This is a genomic window from Albibacterium sp. (genome assembly GCF_035514885.1).
Lineage (GTDB): Bacteria > Bacteroidota > Bacteroidia > Sphingobacteriales > Sphingobacteriaceae > Albibacterium.
Window position 1 is genome coordinate 827,005 of the sequence record NZ_DATJCH010000012.1, and the last position, 23,843, is coordinate 850,847.

21 protein-coding genes, 2 pseudogenes and 1 riboswitch are annotated in these 23,843 nt (G+C 36.5%); of the genes and pseudogenes, 5 read left to right on the forward strand and 18 right to left on the reverse strand.

Features of this window, described 5'->3' with window-relative positions; all coding sequences use genetic code 11:
* Positions 1-37: 37 nt before the first annotated feature.
* The 16 genes and pseudogenes from VL047_RS07640 to VL047_RS13595 form a co-directional block, all read right to left on the reverse strand.
* Positions 38-559 (reverse strand): DUF488 domain-containing protein, encoded by a 522-nt coding sequence (locus VL047_RS07640; protein WP_325359510.1) that lies wholly within the window; start codon positions 557-559, stop codon positions 38-40.
* A gap of 4 nt (positions 560-563) precedes the next feature.
* The gene (locus tag VL047_RS07645; protein ID WP_325359511.1) at positions 564-1,400 is read right to left on the reverse strand and encodes a DUF2249 domain-containing protein; all 837 of its coding nucleotides are present in this window, start codon (positions 1,398-1,400) and stop codon (positions 564-566) included.
* A 12-nt stretch (positions 1,401-1,412) separates the two neighbouring features.
* Positions 1,413-1,823 carry a cytochrome C gene (locus tag VL047_RS07650; protein ID WP_325359512.1) on the reverse strand — a complete coding sequence of 137 codons (411 nt, stop codon included), beginning with the start codon at positions 1,821-1,823 and terminating at the stop codon, positions 1,413-1,415.
* 14 nt (positions 1,824-1,837) lie between these two features.
* Positions 1,838-2,098: a hypothetical protein gene (locus VL047_RS07655; RefSeq protein ID WP_325359513.1), complete on the reverse strand. Its 261-nt coding sequence runs from the start codon at positions 2,096-2,098 to the stop codon at positions 1,838-1,840.
* Positions 2,099-2,114: 16 nt separating this feature from the next.
* Positions 2,115-2,711, reverse strand: coding sequence for a cytochrome c (locus VL047_RS13560; RefSeq protein WP_414635306.1), 597 nt, complete (start codon positions 2,709-2,711; stop codon positions 2,115-2,117).
* Positions 2,691-3,137: pseudogene (locus VL047_RS13565) on the reverse strand (cbb3-type cytochrome c oxidase subunit II); the annotation flags it as partial. The gene VL047_RS13560 and the pseudogene VL047_RS13565, both read right to left, overlap by 21 nt.
* A gap of 6 nt (positions 3,138-3,143) precedes the next feature.
* Positions 3,144-5,114, reverse strand: a complete 1,971-nt coding sequence (locus tag VL047_RS07665) for a cbb3-type cytochrome c oxidase subunit I (RefSeq protein WP_325359515.1) — start codon at positions 5,112-5,114, stop codon at positions 3,144-3,146.
* A gap of 220 nt (positions 5,115-5,334) precedes the next feature.
* The gene (locus VL047_RS07670; protein WP_325359516.1) at positions 5,335-6,447 is read right to left on the reverse strand and encodes an ABC transporter permease; all 1,113 of its coding nucleotides are present in this window, start codon (positions 6,445-6,447) and stop codon (positions 5,335-5,337) included.
* Positions 6,444-7,550, reverse strand: a complete 1,107-nt coding sequence (locus tag VL047_RS07675) for an ABC transporter permease (RefSeq protein ID WP_325359517.1) — start codon at positions 7,548-7,550, stop codon at positions 6,444-6,446. Before VL047_RS07675 ends, VL047_RS07670 begins: the two co-directional genes overlap by 4 nt.
* Before the next feature lie 10 nt (positions 7,551-7,560).
* Entirely contained in the window at positions 7,561-8,304 is a 744-nt protein-coding gene (locus VL047_RS07680) for an ABC transporter ATP-binding protein (RefSeq protein WP_325359518.1), read from the reverse strand.
* Positions 8,305-8,315: 11 nt separating this feature from the next.
* Positions 8,316-9,233 carry an ABC transporter ATP-binding protein gene (locus VL047_RS07685; RefSeq protein WP_325359519.1) on the reverse strand — a complete coding sequence of 306 codons (918 nt, stop codon included), beginning with the start codon at positions 9,231-9,233 and terminating at the stop codon, positions 8,316-8,318.
* A 7-nt stretch (positions 9,234-9,240) separates the two neighbouring features.
* Positions 9,241-10,179, reverse strand: coding sequence for an HlyD family secretion protein (locus tag VL047_RS07690; RefSeq protein ID WP_325359520.1), 939 nt, complete (start codon positions 10,177-10,179; stop codon positions 9,241-9,243).
* A gap of 7 nt (positions 10,180-10,186) precedes the next feature.
* Entirely contained in the window at positions 10,187-11,479 is a 1,293-nt protein-coding gene (locus tag VL047_RS07695) for a TolC family protein (RefSeq protein WP_325359521.1), read from the reverse strand.
* 4 nt (positions 11,480-11,483) lie between these two features.
* The gene (locus tag VL047_RS07700) at positions 11,484-12,110 is read right to left on the reverse strand and encodes a TetR/AcrR family transcriptional regulator (RefSeq protein WP_325359522.1); all 627 of its coding nucleotides are present in this window, start codon (positions 12,108-12,110) and stop codon (positions 11,484-11,486) included.
* 151 nt (positions 12,111-12,261) lie between these two features.
* Positions 12,262-13,359, reverse strand: coding sequence for a DUF5686 family protein (locus VL047_RS13590; protein WP_422652920.1), 1,098 nt, complete (start codon positions 13,357-13,359; stop codon positions 12,262-12,264).
* A gap of 53 nt (positions 13,360-13,412) precedes the next feature.
* Positions 13,413-13,561: riboswitch (Lysine riboswitch) on the reverse strand.
* A gap of 857 nt (positions 13,562-14,418) precedes the next feature.
* Positions 14,419-14,733 (reverse strand): annotated as a pseudogene (locus VL047_RS13595) (carboxypeptidase-like regulatory domain-containing protein); the annotation flags it as partial.
* Positions 14,734-14,890: 157 nt separating this feature from the next.
* Here VL047_RS13595 and VL047_RS07710 point away from each other — a divergent pair.
* The 3 genes from VL047_RS07710 to VL047_RS07720 all read left to right on the forward strand — a co-directional run bounded on the left by VL047_RS07710 (position 14,891) and on the right by VL047_RS07720 (position 17,168).
* A complete protein-coding gene (locus tag VL047_RS07710) occupies positions 14,891-15,976 on the forward strand; it encodes a DUF4407 domain-containing protein (protein WP_325359524.1) in 1,086 nt (361 codons plus the stop codon).
* A gap of 97 nt (positions 15,977-16,073) precedes the next feature.
* Positions 16,074-16,637, forward strand: coding sequence for a YeeE/YedE family protein (locus VL047_RS07715; protein WP_325359525.1), 564 nt, complete (start codon positions 16,074-16,076; stop codon positions 16,635-16,637).
* 33 nt (positions 16,638-16,670) lie between these two features.
* Positions 16,671-17,168 (forward strand): YeeE/YedE family protein, encoded by a 498-nt coding sequence (locus VL047_RS07720; RefSeq protein ID WP_325359526.1) that lies wholly within the window; start codon positions 16,671-16,673, stop codon positions 17,166-17,168.
* 15 nt (positions 17,169-17,183) lie between these two features.
* Here VL047_RS07720 and VL047_RS07725 read toward each other — a convergent pair whose 3' ends face one another.
* A complete protein-coding gene (locus VL047_RS07725) occupies positions 17,184-18,608 on the reverse strand; it encodes an MATE family efflux transporter (RefSeq protein ID WP_325359527.1) in 1,425 nt (474 codons plus the stop codon).
* A 321-nt stretch (positions 18,609-18,929) separates the two neighbouring features.
* Between VL047_RS07725 and VL047_RS07730 the strand changes: the two genes are divergently transcribed.
* Positions 18,930-20,078, forward strand: a complete 1,149-nt coding sequence (locus VL047_RS07730) for a tetratricopeptide repeat protein (protein ID WP_325359528.1) — start codon at positions 18,930-18,932, stop codon at positions 20,076-20,078.
* Between the two features lie 55 nt (positions 20,079-20,133).
* Here the strand turns inward: VL047_RS07730 and VL047_RS07735 are convergent, their stop codons facing one another.
* The gene (locus VL047_RS07735) at positions 20,134-22,017 is read right to left on the reverse strand and encodes a TonB-dependent receptor plug domain-containing protein (RefSeq protein ID WP_325359529.1); all 1,884 of its coding nucleotides are present in this window, start codon (positions 22,015-22,017) and stop codon (positions 20,134-20,136) included.
* 76 nt (positions 22,018-22,093) lie between these two features.
* Between VL047_RS07735 and VL047_RS07740 the strand changes: the two genes are divergently transcribed.
* Positions 22,094-23,566 (forward strand): PLP-dependent aminotransferase family protein, encoded by a 1,473-nt coding sequence (locus VL047_RS07740; protein WP_325359530.1) that lies wholly within the window; start codon positions 22,094-22,096, stop codon positions 23,564-23,566.
* Positions 23,567-23,843: the final 277 nt, after the last annotated feature.

The following is a 23,843-nucleotide window of genomic DNA, read 5'->3' on the forward strand; positions in this document are numbered from 1 at the left end:
TAGCATAAAAATAACAAAAACAGTTATTTATTTTGAACTAAGAATAAAATAGCTTGCCATTTTTAATCGTTGCAGGAGAAGTATAAGGATGTTCTTCAACTTTAGTCAGTGATAAAATGTGCAACACCTTCCATCCATCCAACTTAAGAGCATCTGAAACCATACTTCGATGGCACCGCCACCAAACGGCTTCAGAGCACATAATACAAGTATTCTGATTTTTACTGGTTTCTTCTAACTGATTTAACGCCACTCGAAACTCTTCAGTTTCCATATAATCGGCATATCCTTGAAAAGAAGAATTGCGCCAAGCTGTATTCTTAGAATCTTTATGGACTTTCCTTCTTCCACCCAAAGCGAGCATGTGAAGATACTTAATACCATTAGCTGGCAATTCAACCTCCAGATTTTCTTTATTAAATTGTGGAAATTTTCGTGAGCCGGGGAGACTCCTTACATCTACTAATAATTCAATCGAATTATGTTTAAGCAATTCTAAAAACTCAGAGAAGCTACGGGTTGAATGACCTATTGTCCATATTGCAACGCTTTCTTCCATTCCATTATCTTATTTTATAGATCAGTAATTTAACATCTATTTCAGATAAGGTAAGAATATTTACACAATAATTTTCACCGGCTATTTCTTCTAACAAATACAATGGAACCCGTTTATGATTTACATACAAAGCCTCATCATCACCTAATTCAGGTAATATCTGTAAGATAGTTTGCATAGGACCCGGCATCTCTAAAGCACGAACATCGATCTCTCGGATATTGGCTTTTGTAAATCGATCGTATTCTAACTGAAAGGATGCCTGATCAAGCATCCGGATATTATCATTTTTATCAGGCTTAACAGCCTTCTTAACTTCTTTACCAGCAGGAACCTTATAAAAGTAAGTATGGAACTCCTGGGCACCAATCGTTTTTGTAAAGCTTTTTACACCTTCTTTTTCTAGCAGACGAACCAGTGGAACCGGAACAAAGCTATTTACGATGCAAAGTGCATTGCCAACTGTAACACGTTTAAATCGTTGCACAATTTGTTTTAATGGGTCTTGACCACCCGACAGGATTTCTCTTACGTCAAATATTTCAATACTATCTTCAGAAAGAGTTTTTAACCAATCAGGCAGTTCTTCATCCGAAGAATCCTCCTTCTTAGAATCCACCAAAAATCTAAACCCTAATGGCTTTAATACCCTTTCAAAATCTTGAATAGAGCAGCCACCCATTTTCGCAGCTTCAGCAATGGTTACCCGCGAAGCCATTAATTTTCTTAAAATTGGATTCTTAAGTTTTTCAAGAGGTTTAGCCAAAGAGGCAATTGCATCAATGCTATCCTTGTTCTCTTTTAACAAATCAGATATGCGGGTATTTTCTGATATATCCATGATTTCTACTTATTAATTGGGAACTACATTTATATAGGTAAATAAATAATAGAGTGCCCAACCTACAAAGCCAATTAATAATATCCAAACCCAATAAGGAATACTTTGTGGAGTTTCACTTCCCTCAATATAAAATTGGCTTGAATTACCTTTTCCATACGCATTAATCATTAAAGGAATTACACCATCAACAACTGCATCATTGCGTAAACCTTCAATGCTTATAGCCGGTCCATTACGAACTTCAAATGGAACAATACGAACACCCTCTTTACCATTCGGGTCTTTACTTACTATCCTTAGTGTATGTTTTCCATCGACTAGTTTTGTAGTATCCAATTCAAACTTTACTGGCGCCTGAAAAGATGCTATTGGAGTTGATTCATCGTCAATGAAAAGCAAAATACTGCTTTTTGTTTTCATTCTTAAAGTAATATTTAATCGTTACTTAATATAAAACGTTTAATATGTGATTTTGATTTCTCTCCTGGTTTTACTAGAAATTTAATAGAGAAAAACAAAGTCAAAACCACGATAATGGCTATAACCCAAACAATCACCATATCCCAGTTACTCTCAGGTCCACTTCCATGAGAAATACCCTTTAAGAGTGCTGGCTGCTGTTTCTCGCAGGCCGGACAGGCAAAGCCACCCAAAGCAACTAATAAAAGCGGTAATAAAATCGCTATCTTTTTCATTTCACTCTCTATTTACCTATTTCTTCACCTTATCAATTACCTTCTGTATCTCATCCACAGTTACAGTTTTTGCATCATTTCCCCAACTTGTTTTCTCATGATTCATGATAGCTGTAATCTCTTCTGCTGTTAAATTAGCCATGGTTCCAACATTAGGCATGGGACCATATCCCTCATTAGCACGAGCATTATAACCGTTCATAATAATATCTACAAATATTTCAGGGTTTTCATCTAACACAATCTTACTTCCTGCAAGTGAAGGAAATGCTCCAGGCAATCCTTTTCCATTCTGTTGATGACAAGCTTGACAATTTGTAGCATATAATGCAACACCATCAGCAGCTATAACTTCCGGCGTTTCCCCTCCTCCGGCACTGCTAGCAACTGCAGCACTTTTAGCATTTCGTTTGTATAAAAACTCTGGGAAATTGTCACCAGTTGGCATTTCTGTTTGCTTTAAAGATTGTAAATAAGCTATCAAATTAAGAGCATCCTCTGTTGCTACAACCTTTTTGGTTTTATCCTTTAAAAACTCTTCCGGCACTGCGACAACCACATCGTCCATTGTTGGATTTTCTTTTAAGATAAATAACCAAGGATAAGCTGGCATGATAGACTCACTCACTACCGTTCTTGGATTATAAAGATGAACCAAATTCCAATCCTGGCTAGGTTGGCGGTTTCCTATATTGATTAAATCCGGGCCTGTACGCTCAGTACCCATTAATGTAGCTGTATTACGCCAAATATCCTGTCTTTTAATATCTGCATAGTCTGCTGACACACTTGGTCTTGAGCCAAACATCTTATCCATATCGATATTTCTGACCTGTTGCGTATGACAAGCCACACAACCATTCGCGATATAAAGAGCTTTCCCTTTTTGAGCAGCCTCACTTAAAGGTACTGCATTCGGCAAAGGAGCATTATCTTTCTGATTATTCAATGCAGGCATAATAGCCACAAAGAATGTTAAAATCAGAAACAATGCAGCCGTTGTAATAAAGAGACTTTTATGATTATTAAAGAATTCCATTTTAAACTATTTTTCAGTTTGTTGATTAAGATCCTTATCCAATTTTTGTATTGCTAAATCCTTAACATCCAAAACGGGTTTAGAATCCCACATTTTATAAAGATTATAAGCAAACACTAAATGAGAAAGCCACATTAAGCTACCCCCTATTGCGCGCCATAACCAATGTGGTGCCATCAGAATCACACTATCTAAAAACGGCTTTCCTTCCATCCACGATAAACCACGCAAGGTTCCTCCAATCATTAAAGGCACAGAATAAAACATCAAGCCAATTAGAGCCATCCAAAAATGAGCACCAACGGTTATTTGTGGAGGTTCTTTACCAGTTAAACGAGGAATAATAACATACATACCTGCCCAGATGAAGAAGGTAATAATTCCGTACATCGTTAAATGAGAGTGAGCAACCGTAAAGTCCGTAAAGTGCCAATATAAATTGGTTTCCCTAAAAGCTTCTGCCGTACCCTGCAACGATCCTGTAAAATAGAATACGATTCCTACAATAAAGAAAGGCAAAGTATAACTATCTGTAATCTTATGCCATCCACCCTTAAAAGTCATCACAAAATTGGTCGTACCAGCCACTACCGGAATAACCATTCCCACACTTCCTACAATAGCCACTGTTTGTAACCACCAAGGGATAGAGCTAAACACAAAGTGATGAGATCCTATCAGTGTGTAAAAAAGTATTTGAGTCCAATAGGCAAGTATCCCCAAACTATATGAATAAATCGGTTGATTCAATTGCTGAGGAAGATAGTAATATACAATACCCAGCGTAAACATCATAAACCACATTCCAACACCCTGGTGCATGTAATATCCTTGTACAATCGTTTCACCAAGACCTGTTTGCCAGAAAGGCAAATAGGCAACCAAAGTAATCACGATAGCAAAGATCAGTGCCGCAACCATATACCAATTTGATATGTATATCTCTTTTGTTTTACGTGAAGCTATGGTCTTCAAAAAGTTATAAAGCGTAATGATCAATGCAATTGCAAATAATAACATGATAGGCCAAATGTACTCGCGAAATTCACCACCACCATTATTGATACCTGCCATTAGAGCAATGGTCCCGAATAATACTGCCGCATTAATTAAAATCAGCGTGATCCATCCTAACTTATAACTAAAAAGTACATTATTCCCTACCCTAGGTACAGAGTAGTATCCCAAACCTAACATCCCCAAAGATGCCCATCCCCAAAACACTGAATTGGTATGAACAGGCCTCAGCCTTCCAAAACTCAGCCAGCTGGTGTGATCAATATCGGGTGCTACAAATTTAATACCTACATACTCTCCTACAGATGTACCAAAAATCAACCAAAATGTAGCAGTAGCTGCAAACCATAATACCAATTTTGCTAGCTTCGGATCAACTGAGGGTCTTTTTGTAGCTTTCTTTTTAACCGCAACAAATGGTAATGAGGTATCCGGATTTTCAGTTATCAAACCTTTTCTATCTGCTACAGGCTGGTTTCCTGACAGTTCCTGTTGTGAAAGTTGAAAATCAACTGCCTCTTGTCTGCTTTTAATCGTTTCTTCTAATTCATCTTCAGGTAATGATTCTAAGTATTCAGCTAATTTCTTAGCCTCTCTATGCTTGTTTTTATCACTAATTCTATTGATAGATTTTCTAACCCGTCCGGCTAATAATAAAACACCTACTATAATGGGAATCGCAACTAAAATTAAAGTAATTATAATACCTCCGCTCGACATTACTTCTCGTTCAGCATCTACACCTTCTTGTCCATAACTCAAATGGCCAATCAAACATAAACCTGCAATGGCCAGACCGCTTATCATATTTTTAGAAGCAGCTTTAAAAGATGCAGCTTTCTCTCTTACTTTACGAAACTCCTCTATTTGCTTTTTATTTAATGTATTTATATAATGCTTAAACCGTTCCTCATCATTTTTAAAACCCATATGATCCGTATCTCCTCTAATCTGCTTCATATTTAATAAAACAGATATTGCAAATAATAATACAATAATACTTATCACGGCCAACAGAACAATAAAACCATTAATCCATAGGCTTGAAATTGCCAATTGAAAAGTCGTTGAAATCATCTTTAAATCTATTATAATACGATATGACAAAACTAAATAAAATATATTAATATAAAAGACTATTTTATCCTTTATTGCAAAACGAAAAATAAACCGCGGTGAGCTAAGCTGTTTTCCTATAATTCCAAATAGCCCATCCATTTAATACAATTCCAAAACCAATGATATAAACAAACTCCAACTGCACATCTGCAAACTCACTTCCTTTCAGCATAATCATACGTACTACACGAATAAAATGTGTTATTGGCATTAAATTCGAAATACCCCTAGCCCAGTCCGGCATACTTTCTACCGAAGTAAATAAACCTCCCATTAATGTAAAAATCATCATAAAGAAAAAGGCTAAAAACATGGCCTGAATCTGATTATCGCTAAAAGTTGAAATCAACAAACCAAAGCCTAAAATTGCTATTAAATAGAATGCAGCAAATAGGTAAAGCAACAAGTAATTACCTTCGGAAACAATGCCGTAAAACAACCAGCAGACTATAAGTCCGAGTGTAAAAACGACTATTCCCATAATCCAAAAAGGAATAAGTTTCCCTAAAATAAATTGCCACTTCTTAATTGGACTCACATTGATCTGCTCAATAGTCCCTGCCTCCTTCTCTCTTACAATATTCAAAGACGAAAGAAATCCACCAATCATAGTTAATAGCAAAACCAGAATTCCCGGAACCAAATAATACTTAAATTCCGCTAAGGGATTAAACCAGGTTGAAAAGGTCACATTAATTATACCGTTCGAAGTATCTACATCTTGTCTATTAATTTCCAGATCAGCATTAAAGTCTGCGATAATAGCATTCAAATAGCTACCACCCAAAGAAGCCTTTGTCCCCTCAATAGCATCAACAGATAACCCTATTTCCTGCTTTCCTTCCCGAACCAGATTTCTCTCAAAACCTGCAGGTATTTCCAACACCACATCGGCCTCATTCTTTTCAACATAATTCAAGGCATCAGTAAAGGATGCCTCCATGCTCACTATTTTAAAATATCCCGAAGAACCAATCTTACTAATAAGTTGTTGCGAATAATTACTATGGTCATGATCTACAATAGACAGATTAATATTCTTTACCTCTAAATCCATTGCCAAAGGAAGAATAATTAGCTGTACAGTAGGCATCATAAACATCATTACAAGGATGATTTTATCACGAAAAATCTGTCTGAATTCTTTCTGTAAAAGAAACCTTAATATTTTCATTCCAGCCTGATTTTAAAGTTCTTTAAAGCAATTCCAAGCAAAGCAAGCGTCATAACAACCAATACCAGAGTTTCTTTCCATATATAGGCAAAGCCCAGTCCCTTAAGCATCACGGATTTAATAATCAGAAAATACCATCTGGATGGAACGATATGAGAAATAACCTGGAATACCCGAGGCATATTCTCTATCGGAAACATAAAGCCTGTAAAAATAAGCGTCGGTATCATCATACCCATAATCGATAAAAGCAAAGCTGCCTGTTGAGATGAAGTAACATTTGAAATTAATAAACCAAAAGAAAGACAAGTTATAATGAACAGTGTGCTGACCAAAAACAACAATACTATACTACCCTTGATTTCAACATTTAATACAAAAACTGCCAACAGTATAATGAGAGTGAAATTGGCTAAGGATAATACTAAATACGGTACAGCCTTGGAAATCAGAACAAAAATAGGCTTGAACGGGGATACCAATAATACCTCCATGGTTCCAAGTTCCTTCTCTTTCACAACAGCCACTGCTGTTAATGCCGTACATACAATCATTAATATCAAAGCCATAACTCCCGGAATGAAATTTAAAGACCCATTACCTTCCTCATTATAAAGCATCCTTGTTTCAGGAACAATCCTATAAGGCAAAGCTGCAGTTGGTGAAATCTCCTGTTGATAGTTCGCGATAATCGCTGTTAAATAATTTATTAAGGTTTTAGCGGTATTGGGATCCGAACCATCTGCAATAATTTGAACCTGCGCCTTTCCTGAATGCAATAAATCTTTACCAAAATCAGGAGGAAAAACAAGTATGCATTTCACATCACCTTTCTTCAATGTACTTTCTATTTCCTGTTCACTCAAGGATGTTTCGTCTACAATAAAATACGAAGAAGATTTAATCTTGTTAATCAGCTGTTCCGTATTTGCATCCCGTGAATTATCCGAAATACTAATATGAGAGTTCTTAACTTCACTGGTTATTGCATATCCGAATAGAAGTATTTGAGCAATCGGTAAACCAAACATGATTAACAAAGTACGTTTATCACGAAAAACATGGTAGAACTCCTTTCTAATAAATACAAATAACTGTTTCATATCTGCATCGTTAATTGTCCGATCTTGTTGCACTCCTGGCAAGCTGATAGAAAACCTCATCCATTGAACTGGCAGAATAGTTTTTCCTCAGATTTTCTGGTGTATCAAGTGCTTCGATTCTACCATCCACCATAATGGATATGCGATTGCAATATTCTGCTTCATCCATATAATGTGTAGTTACAAAAACGGTTATACCTGCTGCTGTTGCTTCATAGATCATATCCCAAAACTGTCTTCTGGTAACCGGATCAACTCCTCCGGTAGGTTCATCCAGGAATACAATTTTAGGTTGATGAAAAATAGCTACAGAAAAAGCAAGCTTCTGCTTCCATCCCAGAGGAAGTTCTCCTACCATTTTATTCACCTCTTTTTCTAATCCAAGTCTCTGAATTAAATCAGCACGCCGTACACGAATTTCAGAACGCTCTACCCCATATATTCCACCAAAAAATTCAATATTTTCAGAAACAGTTAAATTCTCATAGAGTGAAAATTTCTGACTCATATAACCGATATTCTTTTTGATAGACTCCTGCTGCTTATATACATCAAAACCTGCAACAGTCGCTTTTCCCGAACTTGGATAAGACAAGCCACATAAAATGCGCATAGCTGTTGTTTTTCCTGCACCATTTGCTCCGAGAAAACCAAACACCTCACCTCTGTACACATCAAAGCTGATTTTGTTGACTGCATAGAAGTCACCAAACTGCTTCGTTAAATCTTCACAAACAATTACCTTCTCCTCCATTTATGCTTAATTTACTTTTGTGATAACCAGATAAAATTATCCTCAATAGTTGGTGCGATAGTTTTTATATCCACATACTTATGCCCGTGTTTTTCAGCGTAATTCTTTAACAAAGCAATGTTGTCTACCTTATCGTCCTTTACAATTAATCGTAAATACTCTCCAGAAGCATAAGCTGTAGCAACAACATCAGAATTCCTGAAATCTGTCAGAAGTTTATAAATATTATCAGATTTTGCAGCGTATAATGTTTTTGGAAATGCTTTTACAATATTTTCCGGAGTTTCTACAGAAAGGATCTTACCATTTTGAATCAATGCGATGCGTTCGCACAAGGTTGCTTCATCCATATATGGAGTAGAAACCAGAATAGTTATTCCCTGCTGCTTCAACTTCTTTAACATATCCCAGAACTCCTTTCTCGAAACAGCATCTACGCCTGTTGTTGGTTCATCCAATAAAAGAACATCGGGTTTATGAATTAATGCACAACATAAAGCCAACTTCTGTTTCATTCCTCCAGAAAGCTTGCCTGCTCTACGGTCCTTAAACGGACTAATCTGATCATAGATATCTTTTATCAAATCATAATTCTCTTCGATAGTTGTACCAAATACTGTAGCAAAGAATTCAAGGTTCTCTTTGATAGTCAAATCCTGGTATAAGCTAAATTTCCCTGGCATATAACCAACCCTATTACGAATGGCCTGATAATCTTTTACAACATCAAAACCGGCTACGCGAGCCGACCCTTTATCTGCAAGTAAAACCGTGGTTAAGATTCGAAAAATAGATGTCTTTCCAGCTCCATCCGGACCAATTAGTCCAAATAACTCCCCTTCCTTCACACTGAACGACACATCATCCACTGCTATAACATTCCCCTTATCGTATGTCTTGTGAATATTTTCGAGTGTTACAGCATCCATTTTTCCCTTACTTAAAGATCACTTCTCCGTACATCCCTATTTTTAAATAACCATCATTTACGACGCTGACCTTAATAGCATATACCTGATTTGCTCGTTCATTCTTAGTCTGTATCGTCTTAGGAGTAAACTCAGATTTACTTGCTATCCAAATAATCGAACCTATATAAGATTTAAAGTCTGACGCCCCACTATCAATCCTAACTTTAACCTGCTGACCAACCTTGATCTGAGACAATTGATCTCCGGTAATATAGGCCCGTAAATTAAGTGTGTCGGTATTAGCAATTTTATAAAGTGGCTTACCAACAATAGCCATCTCCCCTTTTAAAGCATAGGTCATTAATACAGTGCCCGCAATCGGATTAATGATTTTACCTCTATTAATCTGCTCCTGATATTGTTCAGCTACCTTCTCCAATGGTGCTCTTTCACTAAGTATGGAACGATTTTGAGTCGCTGTATTGGAGTTATTAAGTTTAATTTGCTGGCGTGTAACACCAATTTGTTTTTCCAATTGATCAATTTGTGCATTGATATCATCCAATTGCTTTTGCGTAGCAGCATCTGCTTTTACTAAATTACGCGTACGTTCCCGCTCATTCACTAAATGATTTAATTGAGATTCCTGAACAGTCAGTTGCTTTTGAACCAGAGCTGTTTGCTCACTGGCATCACTTGTTTTTTCCTGAAGCGTTTTTATAGTAGCCTCCGTCTGATCTTTCTGAAGCTGTACCAAGGTTACATCTATTTGTCCAACCTCCGCCCCGGCAGCTAATTGCTCACCCTCACTTAGCTTAAAAGCAAGCAATTCACCATTCTGCTGTGCTGATACAATTACTTCATCTGCTTCAAAGTTACCGGACGCATCATAATCCTTATTATTCTGCCCACAAAAACTAAGCAGGATAACCGGTACAAGTAATATGGATTTAAGTGCTTTCATTTTAAGATTATTTTTTACCAGAAGTGTACTTTAGGTTATATATCGTCTGTAATAATTGAATTCTATGCAGTATCTGAGTTTGCCGAGCTAAATTCTCAGCATTCAATTGAGCTATAAAATCACGAACAGTAATTACTCCATTATCCAGCTGAGCTTTGGATGATTCCTTTACAGATGCTCTGAAGGTTATTGCTTTTTCATCCTCAATAATGAGTTTCTTATATTTTAGAAGCTGGGCTTCTTGCTGCTTTAGCTCAAGATTCGTATTAAACAAAAAAGTCTCTTTTTCTGCTTCCAGCGACTGACGGTTAAAATTCAATATTTTTTTATTATTCGATAAAGTGTAAAGACTTCCGAATGCCCAATTTAAACGCAGACCACCTATGTACCAGAAATCCGCCCTATCTTCAATAATGTTTAATGTCGGCCTGCCATACGCACCCTGAAAAAATGCATTAATCTTAGGCAGATAGTCTGAGTGAAGTTGCTTCTCCTGAATATCATAAGATTTCTTCCTGCTAGCAAATAGCATCAATTCTGGTCTGTCAATTTCAGAAGAGATTTCAGATTCAGCAGGCATAATAAGCTGATCGGCTTCAGTAAAACTAACTCCTGTGAATAAAGACAACATCTGTAAATAAGAATTTATGTTCCCCGTAAATTCAATTGTTGCAGATTCTACGACTGATAATTCAGCTTTCAATTCATCCACATTACTTCTATATGCCACCCCATTCTCCAAAGCAGCAATCATTTTATCTACAGCAAGTTGAAGATCTTCTTTGCGCAATTCGTTCTGTTTTAACTGCTCCTTCATTAAAAGAACAGAGAAATACAGCTGATTTATCCTACCTCTTAAAGCATACAGATCAACGTTCAACTGTTGTCTTTGCGTTTCGGCATTTACCCTTGCTAAGCCTTTTTGATTTCTTAATTGTCCACCATCAAACACAAGTTGATTAACTTCTCCCTGAACCTTATATTGATCCTTACTTAGCTCCGGGATATTTACTCCCGGCATAGCTGATAAAGCATCCGGAAAACTAATTGTTTCCGACTGATAACTTGCCTGTCCCATGATATTTACTTGAGGCAAATAAAGTTTTGATACATTGGAAATGCTATAGTCGCGAGTAGCTTCAATCAGATCTTGTTTTTTAATTAAAGGATAGTTCTCTTCTGCCAATTGATAGCATTCCTCCAGTTTAAATACCCGATTTTGTGCCAACACAGGGAAAGCAAAGAAGCAAAGTCCGATACAGATTAAATTTATTCTAAAACCTACCTTTATCTTATACATAGCCTTAACTTTCTATTATTTTACCAATCCAGATAGGAATAAGTTTTTTTCTTTCTTCCATTAAGCTTCTAAAAGCTTCTTCTTCTAATCCCGCTGCCTTTTCAAGCACCCGTCTTCCTAAAAATGGAAATATAATTAAGCCAATGATGTTTACCAGAATATGTATCGGATTAACTTCCAACTTCTTGTCTGAATTTAACTGATTTAATTGTTTAAAGAAAAATGAACCTTTAATCATCTCTGCATTTTTTAGAAATGCTGGAAACTTATTAGATCCGGAAAGAATTTCATTGACGATAAACAACGGAAAATCCGGATTATTTAACAATTGGTCAATGTAATGATCTACTATTAATTCAATCTTGGTATTTAAGCTGGTACTCTCATCCGTTATAATAACTTTAATCTCAGAGAACAATTTCTCAATTGTTTCAATCATGATAAGATCAAAAAGCTTCTGCTTACTTCTGAAATAATAATTAACCAAGGCCAGATTAATATCAGCTTCAGCAGCGATATCCCTAACCTTTGTTGAGACAAAACCCTTACGGGTGAAAACCACACGAGCGGCTTCCTTAATCTTCTCTTCAGTAGAAGCATCTATGCTCTGTTTCTCATTACCTTTTGCCATATCTAATCATTCTTAAGGATCAATTCTCATCAAAAATAAATAAAGCAAATTTATTAAACAACTGTTTAAAACAATTATTTAAACTTACAACAGAAGATCTATTTTAGCTCAATCTTAGAGGGGATTTACCTCTGTCCCAACCTTTTCAGAATTAAAATAATTTTATTCCAACCCTTATTGTATTCTTTTTATCCAATAAAGGCTGGTCGCTCATGGAATGCGCATAGATAACTCTTAGTAATTTCCACTGAAATCCTAAATGCACTTCCCCGTACTGTTTTAGTTCAGGAGTGTGCAGATAATGCAAACCGACAATCTCTTCAAGTTTTAACTTTCTTAATAAAGGGATTTTACTTGTCAATATACCTGACATATTGTACTCTGTATGCATTTCAACAAAGTTGGTTTTTGTACTGAATTGGTAGTAATCTAAATTCAAGAAAGAACTCAATTGCTGATCAACGAATAGAATTTCATTCCCATTAAAATGTTTAAAATCAGGATAGTACACCTTATTATTATTGATAAACTTACCAGCATTAAAAGCATAAGAAAGTGTGCCATACATTCCCAAGCCCATTCCACTTTTATAAACACCAACCTTAAGAAGATCGTAATCTGCATCAGAACCAAACACTTTATTAACTCCTTTTGTATAATTCAAACTAAGTGTTGGATATTCTGATGGGAGATATCTCTTTCCGGATGGATAACTTTCATACCTATTTGAAAAGTTATAGCTCAGTCCCAAACTCAATTTAGATGCATTATGATCCTCGAAGAGTGGAATATCTTCATTTGGGTTAAAAGGGTTATTAGACGTTATCTTATAACTATTACTATCCCATAGTGTGAAATTTGTAGAGTTGGGCAACCAATGTCTACGCGACCATTCAAAACTCGCATCCAGATTTATATTTCCCGGTAAAGTATACCTCCACCGCGCAGAAACAAATGTCTTCTCATAGAGTTTTTGATGATTCCCTCCAACAGCCAATGTCGCAATGGTATTAAAAAGAACAGGCAATGAACCCTGATCATTCAAATCAACCAAATCAGAACCACCCGATAAATACAGCGTATGATTCTTAATTGGTATAACCGCATTTATATTTCCATTGAGATGTTTATTCTTAAACCCATATCGAACATGCCCATATAAATCTAAATACCTATTAAACGTACTATCAATTTGTTTAGAATATCCCAAACTATAATTGCTTGCTAAACCCTCTACACTATTAAACAAAAGAGACCTAAGTGGAGATCCTAAATAAAAACGTTCCTTTTTATATCGATTTCTATAACTATAACCCCCTAAAAGAAAGTTGGCAGGCTTAAACGTATTCGCCTTTCTATCCAATGAATCAAGATAAGATTTTGATTCATTTCGCCTTCGAATGCTGTCTTTAAAGATATAATCAATACTTTCTTCTTCCGTTAAAGGAATAGGTCTATTGTTAAGCCAATAATCTGCATCCTTACTATTTACATCCTTTCCAATACGCAGCACTTCTTTAAACAGCTTTTTATCAATCTTATCGGTTAATACATAGTCCTGATAAATAGCCGTAAAGTACCCACCAACACCAAAACCCAGCATCGAAACTTTAAAATCCAGCTGAACGTTAGATGGCATCCAACTATCTTGACCAACCGGCGTAAACAATTGCTTGATATTGAGTGAATCAATAAAATTAACCCCTGCCTCCTTGTCCAACAATAAGTTTACGCTATGAATTCTCCAATCATCTTCAACAATATAAATATCACCTTTATAGAGCGGCTCAGACTTCCGTTTAGGAATTACCCTGATTTTATTAATAGTAATGCCATTTTCTTCTGAGGTTCCTAAATATTTATAATTATAATAAGCCAGTGCATTATCAGCAATCGGCGAAACAAAGGGTCTGCTGCTTAAGCCATCAAAAACGGGTTGGTAATTCTCATAAAAATTCAATTGCAAATCAGAAGCCCGGTTAAAACTGAAGGCTCTGTTATCTCCTGAAACTTTCGAGCTGATCATCTCCTCCTTAAAATCCTGTGGAGGATTAACCGTTATCTTTGATTCAGATTCAGATAAGTATATTATCCCGGTCCGATTCGAATCCAGACCCATCTCTTCAGCAACATCGTCTATGTTAACTCCAAAAAACTTCTTAGGAGCTTTGGTTAATCGTTGCAAACCCTTAATATAAACATTGGCAGTATAAGGTCCTGATTCCTCCAGATAGACAGGTCGCTTTTTAATAGCTTTACGAATAATTGCATAAGCCGGATCCTCCCTATCGTTACCAATTATCACTTCTTGCAATGTATAAACCTCTTCTTCAAGCTGAATAGTAAGTGAATCGTTCTGATTTAACAGCACCTGAACCCTGTTTGGCCTAAAGCCTACTGCCGTTGCAACAATCTGATGCTCACCGGCCGCTAAGGTTAATTTAAAGACTCCATCGCTATTTGCAGATGTTCCGATAGTAGAATTCGATTTAAATATACTCGCAAAAGGAATGGGTTGACCGTGCATATTCTTGATCACACCCTTAAGCTGATAGTTCCCACTCTGAGCTTTTAGCGAATAGCAAAATAGAATAAGAAGGGAAAGTAGTAAAATTCGTTTCATTCAATGGGTTTAATTGGACACTACTAAGGTCAATAAAAAATAAAAGTGCGCATACACCCAGATTGTTAATTATTGTTAATGTTAGCCTAAAAATATTTCCCATCTCCACTGTAACAAACTATCATTCAATCCATCCTATATATATTAACGGGAAACGATGAAACAGATTAACAATTTCTTTTGGTTTTGCAGTGCTGTACACCAAGAAACTTTGGAGAAATATCCTGCTGAACACAACAAATACGTTGGTATTGGTGCAACAATCTTCTTTACAGCACTCTTCGCTGCTCTATCAGGGGGATACGCTATGTACTTCGTTTTTAGTGGAGGAGACTTCGCGATATTATATTCCCTTCTATTTGGTTTGATCTGGGGACTAGCCATCTTCAATATGGATCGTTATATTGTCTCCAGCATCAATAAAAACAATTCAGGGTGGAAGCAATTCCTACAAGCTACTCCGCGGATATTATTAGCTATCCTAATCGGTATCGTCATTTCACGACCCCTGGAACTTAAAATATTCGATAAAGAGATCCGCGAACAATTAAAGATTACCTACCTTGATAGGCAACGTGCAAATATTGACACCTTAAACAAGGCCTTTGAAAATAAATACAGCATTGAACTTGGAAAGCTAAACGAACTAAAAACCGAAAAAGACTCAGTAGAGTCGACTCTTAAAAGCGACCGATTAAAATTAAGCTTAGAAACTTTTGGTGATAAAACTCCCGAAACCTCCGGAATTGTAGGCTATGGCCACTATGCCAAGCAAAGGCAGGCTAACCTTGAAAAACAAGAGCAATACCTCGAAAATCTCCGTGGCACCATCCAACAACAAGAAGCCTTTATTCAACAGCGCAAGCAATTTGACGGGCTACTAGACGAAAAACTACTAACAGGTGCACAGCTTGACAGTGTTGTTAATGTAGCTGGTTTCGCTAATCGCAATGAAGCCCTAGGAGATTTGAAATACAATACGGATGGAAGTGAAAACACAACAAACTATTGGGCGATAACATTCATTATGCTCCTATTTATCTTTTTTGAGTGCCTACCGGTATTTGTAAAATTGATGAGTGCTCGCGATGCTTATGACATTGATACACAAAATGCACAATCTGTACATATACATCGAGCAACCAAGCATCGCGATGCCGAAATAGAAATAATTGACGAAGTTCACCCGATTCGGGTACACAGCGGCATCGAAAAAGCAAAAAAGGAATACATAGAATTATAACATCCATAGTCTTTTGTTTCCTATCTTTATACTCTCGTATAAATAGCTTAATAATGAATTCTCTTCAATCCATAGGGCTCATTAAATACAATGTATTATGATAGAATTAATAAAACAGCCTTGGCCTTGGTACATTGGCGGCCCTTTAATTGGGTTAACTGTTCCGGCACTTTTACTATTAGGCAATAAGCGATTCGGTATATCCTCCAACCTGCGTCACGTCTGTGCCATTTGTTTTCCTGCAAAAATTCCATTCTTTAATTACGATTATAAAAAAGAATTATGGAACTTATTCTTTGTATTGGGAATCTTTATAGGCGGAATTATTTCAGTAACCTTTCTAATCAATAACAGTCCGATACAGGTAGATCAGAGACTCGTAAACAGCTTAGCAGTTTACGGAATTACTGATTATTCAAGCATGCTCCCGCCGGATATATACAACTGGGAATTCCTATTTAGCCTTCGAGGTTTAATTATGATGATAGGCGGTGGTTTTCTTGTTGGATTCGGCACACGCTACGCAGGAGGTTGTACCAGCGGTCATTCCATTATGGGACTCAGCACCTTACAGTGGCCATCTCTAGTAGCTACTGTATGCTTTATGATTGGAGGAATCATTATGTCAAACTTACTCCTTCCTCTTATTTTATCTTTATAAATCAGGTTTTTATATTTAATAATTTCAAAAATAATGAAAACAGAAATAGACAATATCGATTTTGAAATGCACTCGTTAGATGCAACATATAGCAATGAATCTCAAGTAAAACATCAGTGGTATTCGAATATAAAATATTTAGTTGTTGGAATCTTGTTTGGTATAGTATTCGTAAAATCAGAAGTAGTTAGCTGGTTTCGGATCCAGGAGATGTTTCGCTTTCAATCTTTCCATATGTATGGCGTTATTGGTTCGGCAGTCATTGTAGGTGCTCTTTCAGTATGGCTAATAAAAAGATATAAAATCAAAACCATTTCCGGCGATCCCATTACATTCAGCACTAAGAAATTCAATAAAGGACAAATTTATGGAGGACTGATATTTGGTGTAGGATGGGGAATCACCGGTGCTTGTCCAGGTCCGTTATTTGCACAAATAGGAATGGGTGCCTTCGTCGTAATCGTCGTTCTATTAAGCGCGATTGCAGGAACTTGGGTGTATGGCAAATACCGAGACAGCTTACCACACTAACCTTGATTGTTTAAATTATACCTTAATGGTTTTCCACCTTCCTTTTCTAAAGAGGATAAAACCAGCAATAGTAATTGCTATTTCTGCAATAGGTATAGCCCAGAAAACACCTGTGTAGTCCATCCCTAGATGCTTTGCCAGGAAATAGGCTAAGGGTATTTGAAACAACCAGAATCCACCCAAATTTATCCATGTTGGTGTCCAGGTATCGCCTGCCCCATTAAATGAATTAATAAGCACCATCCCCATACCATAGAAAATATAACCAGTGCTCATAATGTAAATGGCTTGAATGGCTATCCTTCTTACTTCCAAATCATTCGTAAAGAATGAAGCAAAAGTTGGAGCAAACACAAATGAAATCAACATAATTATGAACATATAGATCATATTATATTTCGCAGTTTTAAGTACTGATTCCTCTGCCCGATCCAATCTGCCAGCTCCCATATTCTGACCAACCAACGTAGCAGCAGAATTACTTAATCCCCATGCAGGAAGCATAAAGAACATCATTAAGCGTAAAGCAGTCTGATAACCTGCCGAACCTTCATCCCCACCGGTCGTAGCGACCAGTTCAGCTAAAAATATCCAACTGCAAGAAGCAATTACAAACTGCAATACTGCAGGAGCTGCCACCTTTATAATGTCTCTTATCTGATCAAAATGAGGAATCAAATAGGACAATTTAACTTTTAACACTCCTTTCCCATTTGTTAAATGATAAATTTGATAGATAACACCAGTGGATCTACCAATGGTTGTAGCTATTGCGGCACCCGTTAAACCAAATGCAGGTATCGGACCGAAGCCATTGATTAAAATCGGACAGCAAATTATATTAATGATATTAGCTATCCACAGACTTTTCATAGCAATAGCCGCATTACCTGCACCTCTAAAAATACCATTAATTAAAAACAGTAACATGATGATAAAACTCCCACCCATCATGATTTTCATAAAAGGAGTTCCATAAATAGCAGCACTTTCAGTAGCGCCCATAAGTATCAAAAGATCTGTAGCATATACAAATCCTATGGTACCAATAATCGCATTAAAAGCAAAAGCTATCAAAACAGACTGCATTCCTGCCCGAGCTGCTGCTTCTGGCTTCTTCTCACCAATTCTTCTGGCAACAATCGCAGTAGCAGCCATACTAATCCCTATCGCTAAAGAATAAACGATCGTTAGCATAGATTCTGTTAATCCAACTGCTTGAATAGCATAACTACTTTCTTCAAGATGACCCACAAAATAGAGATCCACCAAAGCAAAAACGGACTCCATCAACATTTCCAGCATCATGGGTATTGCTAGTAAAACAATAGCCCGACGAATACTGCCCTGTGTAAAATCCAATTCCTCTCCTCGCAAAGACTGTTTAACCAAAGAAATAAAGTCAGTAATCCGATGACGTATAATAATCGTACGAGACATATAAATTAAAAGCTAATAAAGATTGAGAAAACTAAAGCAAGAACTTTAGCAAAAAGTTAAATTAAATGGAGGTAGCCTAATAACTATTAAAGACAAAGAATATGTGAATCCTTAGTCTATAAATATTTTGGCTGCAATTAACTTCATAATTTCTAGGTTTAGAAAACCAAAAGTAGAAAATAATTTTAAATTCACAATATTTTTTTAAACTCAATTAACCCACCCTCTTCGTTAATCAATATCCACACAATAAATAAACTAATTAAATAGTTAATAAACTAACTAAATAGTTATATTTGCTTGTAAAAAGATACGATCTTTATGAAAATTTTATCTCTGATATTGATATTAATTCTAACAGTTCATTTTAATATCAATGCGCAAAGCCTCACTCCTGATAATACCAGGATATTACACCTATATGAGACCCAACAGTTCTCTGAAGCTTCAAAATATCTAAGTCAGTTTTATACCGACTCCAGCGCAGATATAAAATTAATTAATAGCATTGCTTATTCTTACAGGATGTCCGGAGACTATCAACAGGCATCTAATTACTACAATAAACTCTATACACTTGACACACTAAATATTTCTGCTTTAACCAACCTGGCATACATTAATAATCAACGGGGAATGTTTAAATCATCTATGGATTTATACAAAAAGCTATTAGCTATCGATAGCACAAATGTTAACACTTATACTGCTTTAGCAAGTCTGTATACGCGAGAAAAGGATATTATTACTGCCTTTAGTTATTTAGGTAAAGCAAATACACTGCAACCTACCAATAGTAATATTGCTTACGATTTTGTTCAATTATGTTTAAGCCTTAATGAAATTGATAAGGCTGATAGTGTTTTAACAATTGCATTAGAAGATGATCCTGAGAATGCCAACCTTTTGTATTCGAAAGCAAAAGTATCTGACGAACAAAAGAAATACAAAGAAGTAATAGAGCTTTCTAAAAAACTAATCGATCTGGGAGAAGATTCACAAGAAATCTGGTCCCTGCTGGCTAGAGCATATTTCAGATTAGATGATTTTGAATCAGCAATGCTAACCTATACAGACGCGATGCTTACATACGATAGCTGGGGAGAAATGGATTATTACTACATGGCTATGTCTTGCAAAGCTTTAAAACGTTTCGATGAAGGTTTAGAATTTATAGAAAAGACTCTAAAGGAAGCTATATCACCAAATACAGGCTTTTATTTCGCTAGAAAAGCCGACCTGCTAGTAGATTTAAATAAACCCAGTGCAGCAGCAGCCGATTATATAAGAAGCTTTCAGTATGAAGAATCAACAATCAATTACTTTAACCTGGCAGTTCTTTATGATTTCAATTTACAAAACAAAGCTAATGCTCTTAAGTATTATACGCTATATGTTAATAAACAACCTCCTAACCAAGAAAAAACCTACATAGAATATGCCCAAGAAAGAATTAAAGCATTGAAATAAAGCAGAAATAATGAAGCGATACTTACTAATATTTTTATTTCTAGTGATAGCTTGCTCACCTATTATTCCATTGATATTTCACACCTAAACTGAACCAACGTGAAGGCATTGGCACCGCTCCTGCTTCCTTATACTCAGCATTGAAAAGATTGGTCACTTGCGTATAGACAAGAGCTTTTTTCAACTGATAGTTTACCCTAAGGTCTGAAATATCGTATGCCTTGCCATGTTCGCGCTTTAATAATCGATTTTCTATTTGAAAAGCAAGTTTATTGATTTTATAGTTCACTCCGGCTATAAACTGATGCCTTAGAGATTCCAAAGCATATTTAGATTGGATACCTTCAGAAACTTTAAGTGTAGGATGTAAGTAATTATAGCTTAAATGATAGCCTATAGATCGTTGCTTGTTTAAATCAAAATCCTGGCGGATCCTAGCATAAACACCTTGCATTTTATTATTTCCAAAATTAACAGGAGAATAAGGCTGAGAAGCATCTTCCCTCACCCAATCAATAAAGTCTGATATATTACGGAAGAAATACCCACTCTGAAAGCTCAATTTCTCTTTACTGTAACGAATATTTCCTTCGTAATTCCAGGTATTTTCTGATTCAAGAAATTCATTCCCTACATTTCCGGGAAGTTGGTTTAAATACAAGTCTGTAAAAGAAGGAATTCGCTGGCCAGAACCGATGCTGGTAGAGATTCTCCAATAGTCATTGATAAGGTAGGCTAAATCTATACCCGGATATAACTGCCATCCATAATCCGTATTGTAATTAGCATAAACTCCCACAGTCCCTTTTATTTTCTCTCCCAGACCACTTGCCAACTCTGCGTATGCACCATGATTATCTCTTTTATGTTCTCCTATATTAGAGCTGTTGATTTTTTCCAAACGAGATTCCCATCCTAAACCAACAGTACCTATACCCGTCTCATAAGTACTGTTCAATTCAAGCATCAGCGCATTGGTATAATGTAAGGAACGTCCCTTACTTAAATCATCTTTATAATAACGGTAGTCATCCTCACCATAACGATCGCTAATTCTTGGAGAAAGTGTAAAATCACCCCATTGGTGTTTAGAAGAAAGACTGAATATAGATGACTTTACAAGCTCCTCCGAATTGATATCTCCGGGAGCTGCATAGAAACCATTGGCGCCAAAGCGGCTTCGGACATATCCTGCCATTACCTGAACGCTGTTGTTTACATCAAAGTTATAGCTACCATTATAAAAGAGACGCGTATTTCCGGATCCCGAATTATAACGCTGGCCATTATAATTGCTTTGAGCAAGCGATAAAAGATGGCTTTGTTGCTCAGTTCCAAAATTCCCTGTAATTTCTGCACTTCCACCACCGTAAATACCAGAACCGTCACCTTCGTCTTTGTTTTTAAAAGAACTTCCTCCCTGAACATCTGCAATAAGAAAAGAGCTATTTTCCTTTTTAGTAACGATATTGATAGCGCCACTAAGGGCATTGATCCCATAAACCCGGGCTGCTGCGCCTCTTAGTACTTCAATATGGTCTATCGCATTCAAAGAGATGGGTATATTCATCATATTATGAGCAGTTTGGGAATCGATCATCTTTATACCATTGATCAAAATCAAAACCTGTTCAGATGTTCCGCCGTCAATAGAAACATCCGTCTGCGTTCCAAAAGGACCTAACTGACGAATATCGACTCCGCTGATATAAGATAAAACTTCATTGAGAGATTTGGCAGGTAGCTGCTCAATCTGTTCTTGTGTAATAACCTGAATATCCCGAGTTGTTTGGCTAAACGGAACCTGTATCCGATTTCCCTGAATAATCACATCCTCCAATTCATTGCTTCGATTTTCCAGATTAGAAGGCAAATCATTCTGTTGTGCAAAAGCAGGGAGTGTTATTATAATTCCTAAAGCGGCTATTATCTTTTTCATGAGTATCTATCAAAATTAAAATGCGGTGCAAATATTGAAGTTTAAATACTAATTTTGCTAGTCCGATATAAACATAATGAGTAGTCCGGTTAATATTAATTTCCAGTCCTTTATTAAAATAGATCGTAGCGGAGGTGACGCAATCTATATGCAGATTGTATATCAGTTTATCAATGCTGTAAAGAAGAGCCTCTTAGAGGACGGAGATCTTCTTCCGGGAAGTAGAAAGATTGCAGCGGATCTAAAAGTTCACAGAAAAACAGTCGTAGCCACTTTCATGGAGCTACAAGAACAAGGATGGGTACATATCTTTCCGAACATCGGTACCATTGTAAAAAATCCGGAACTTTCATCAGCTACGGCTACAGGCATCAAAACCTTTCAACAGCCTCCAGAAAAAGCGCCATTTCAATTCAGGAAAGAGGTAATTCTTGATACTTCTACATCAGAAATTCCCGAAAAGTTCTATTTTACTGATGGAACACCGGATTATAGAATCATTGAAGCTGAAGAACTGGTCCGTTTTTACGCATCGGCACTGAAGAGAAAAAAGAAAACCAGCGACTTACCCCAAGCTGCTGAAGGAAATTTATTCTTTAGAGATCAATTGAGCTATTATTTGAATTTAACTCGGGGTTTCCACCTTTCCAGAAATTTCCTATTGCCCATAAGCGGGCGCGAGCAGATTCTCTCCATCTTATCACGACTACTAATCAATACAGGAGATATCATGTTGGTAGAAAACTTAAGCTATTTTTTACCAAATATGATCTTTAGTCAAGCAGGCGCTAAACTTAAGACTGTCCCCGTAGATGAGGAAGGAATGAATGTTGATTATATCCAGCGCCACTATAAACCTGGTGAAATAAGATGTGTTTACATCAATACCAAATGCCACTATCCCACCACGGTCGCTCTTTCTGAAAAACGTAAAACTCAATTATTGCAATTAGCTGAGCAGTACAATTTCATCGTGATTGAAGATGATGTAGATTTTGAATTTTCAATGGTAAAGGATAAAGGAGAGTCGTTATTTAGAAAAAATGGTGGAAGTCGAGTAATCTATATCGGAGCTTTCGGAAGGTTTCTGAACCCCGGATTTCAAATGAATTTCCTGATTGCACCCAAAGATCTGTTGGAAGAAGGAAGAAAATACCTGAATATATTTGGTAAACCTAATTACATGCTGGAAAAAGCATTGGGAGATATGATTCATCAGGGAGATATCTTCCGATATCAAAGAAAGTCGCAAAAGATGATTAATGAAAGAAAGGGAATGTTTGCACAACTGTTGAACACCTACTTTAAAAATAAAATCACTTTTAATACACCCGCTTCCGGATTGGCTTTTTGGATACAGTTTAACGATCCGTTGTCACTAACTCAGTTACAGAAAGCAGCAAGGGAAAAAGGATTGCTAATTCCGAGTATCTGTCTTTATCAAAATCGGACATTAACTGCCTTAAGACTGAGCTTTGCACACCTCAATCAACAAGATATGGAAGAGACCATCAGATTATTAAAGGAATCATATCAAGAGATAATTTAATAGACCATCTATAACCCTGCTCCGTATCTTGTAATACATACGCGTGAACTCTAACAAAGATTCCTGTGGTACGTCTACGCTAATTGATCAAAAAAAGCGTAGACATACCACAGGAATTTCTTACTAACACTTCTCGCATGTATTACAAGGTACATTCATGTCCTTTACAAGTCCTTAATAAGGCTTATTAATTCTTATCCTTATCTAAAAAATCTATTCATTAATAGTTAAAGACTGGGCTGTAGATGATGAAGAGAACAAATATGCAATAAAGAAA

Coding starts and splice junctions, on each gene's coding strand:
- VL047_RS07650 (WP_325359512.1), bottom strand. CDS start 1,823: ATGAAAACAAAAAGCAGTATTTTGCTTTTCATTGACGATGAATCAACT.
- VL047_RS07740 (WP_325359530.1), top strand. CDS start 22,094: ATGAGTAGTCCGGTTAATATTAATTTCCAGTCCTTTATTAAAATAGAT.
- VL047_RS07735 (WP_325359529.1), bottom strand. CDS start 22,017: ATGAAAAAGATAATAGCCGCTTTAGGAATTATAATAACACTCCCTGCT.
- VL047_RS13560 (WP_414635306.1), bottom strand. CDS start 2,711: ATGCCAGCTTATCCTTGGTTATTTATCTTAAAAGAAAATCCAACAATG.
- VL047_RS07655 (WP_325359513.1), bottom strand. CDS start 2,098: ATGAAAAAGATAGCGATTTTATTACCGCTTTTATTAGTTGCTTTGGGT.
- VL047_RS07685 (WP_325359519.1), bottom strand. CDS start 9,233: ATGGATGCTGTAACACTCGAAAATATTCACAAGACATACGATAAGGGG.
- VL047_RS07695 (WP_325359521.1), bottom strand. CDS start 11,479: ATGTATAAGATAAAGGTAGGTTTTAGAATAAATTTAATCTGTATCGGA.
- VL047_RS07710 (WP_325359524.1), top strand. CDS start 14,891: ATGAAACAGATTAACAATTTCTTTTGGTTTTGCAGTGCTGTACACCAA.
- VL047_RS07690 (WP_325359520.1), bottom strand. CDS start 10,179: ATGAAAGCACTTAAATCCATATTACTTGTACCGGTTATCCTGCTTAGT.
- VL047_RS07725 (WP_325359527.1), bottom strand. CDS start 18,608: ATGTCTCGTACGATTATTATACGTCATCGGATTACTGACTTTATTTCT.
- VL047_RS07680 (WP_325359518.1), bottom strand. CDS start 8,304: ATGGAGGAGAAGGTAATTGTTTGTGAAGATTTAACGAAGCAGTTTGGT.
- VL047_RS07640 (WP_325359510.1), bottom strand. CDS start 559: ATGGAAGAAAGCGTTGCAATATGGACAATAGGTCATTCAACCCGTAGC.
- VL047_RS07645 (WP_325359511.1), bottom strand. CDS start 1,400: ATGGATATATCAGAAAATACCCGCATATCTGATTTGTTAAAAGAGAAC.
- VL047_RS07665 (WP_325359515.1), bottom strand. CDS start 5,114: ATGAAGCAGATTAGAGGAGATACGGATCATATGGGTTTTAAAAATGAT.
- VL047_RS07715 (WP_325359525.1), top strand. CDS start 16,074: ATGATAGAATTAATAAAACAGCCTTGGCCTTGGTACATTGGCGGCCCT.
- VL047_RS07670 (WP_325359516.1), bottom strand. CDS start 6,447: ATGAAAATATTAAGGTTTCTTTTACAGAAAGAATTCAGACAGATTTTT.
- VL047_RS07720 (WP_325359526.1), top strand. CDS start 16,671: ATGAAAACAGAAATAGACAATATCGATTTTGAAATGCACTCGTTAGAT.
- VL047_RS07730 (WP_325359528.1), top strand. CDS start 18,930: ATGAAAATTTTATCTCTGATATTGATATTAATTCTAACAGTTCATTTT.
- VL047_RS07675 (WP_325359517.1), bottom strand. CDS start 7,550: ATGAAACAGTTATTTGTATTTATTAGAAAGGAGTTCTACCATGTTTTT.
- VL047_RS07700 (WP_325359522.1), bottom strand. CDS start 12,110: ATGGCAAAAGGTAATGAGAAACAGAGCATAGATGCTTCTACTGAAGAG.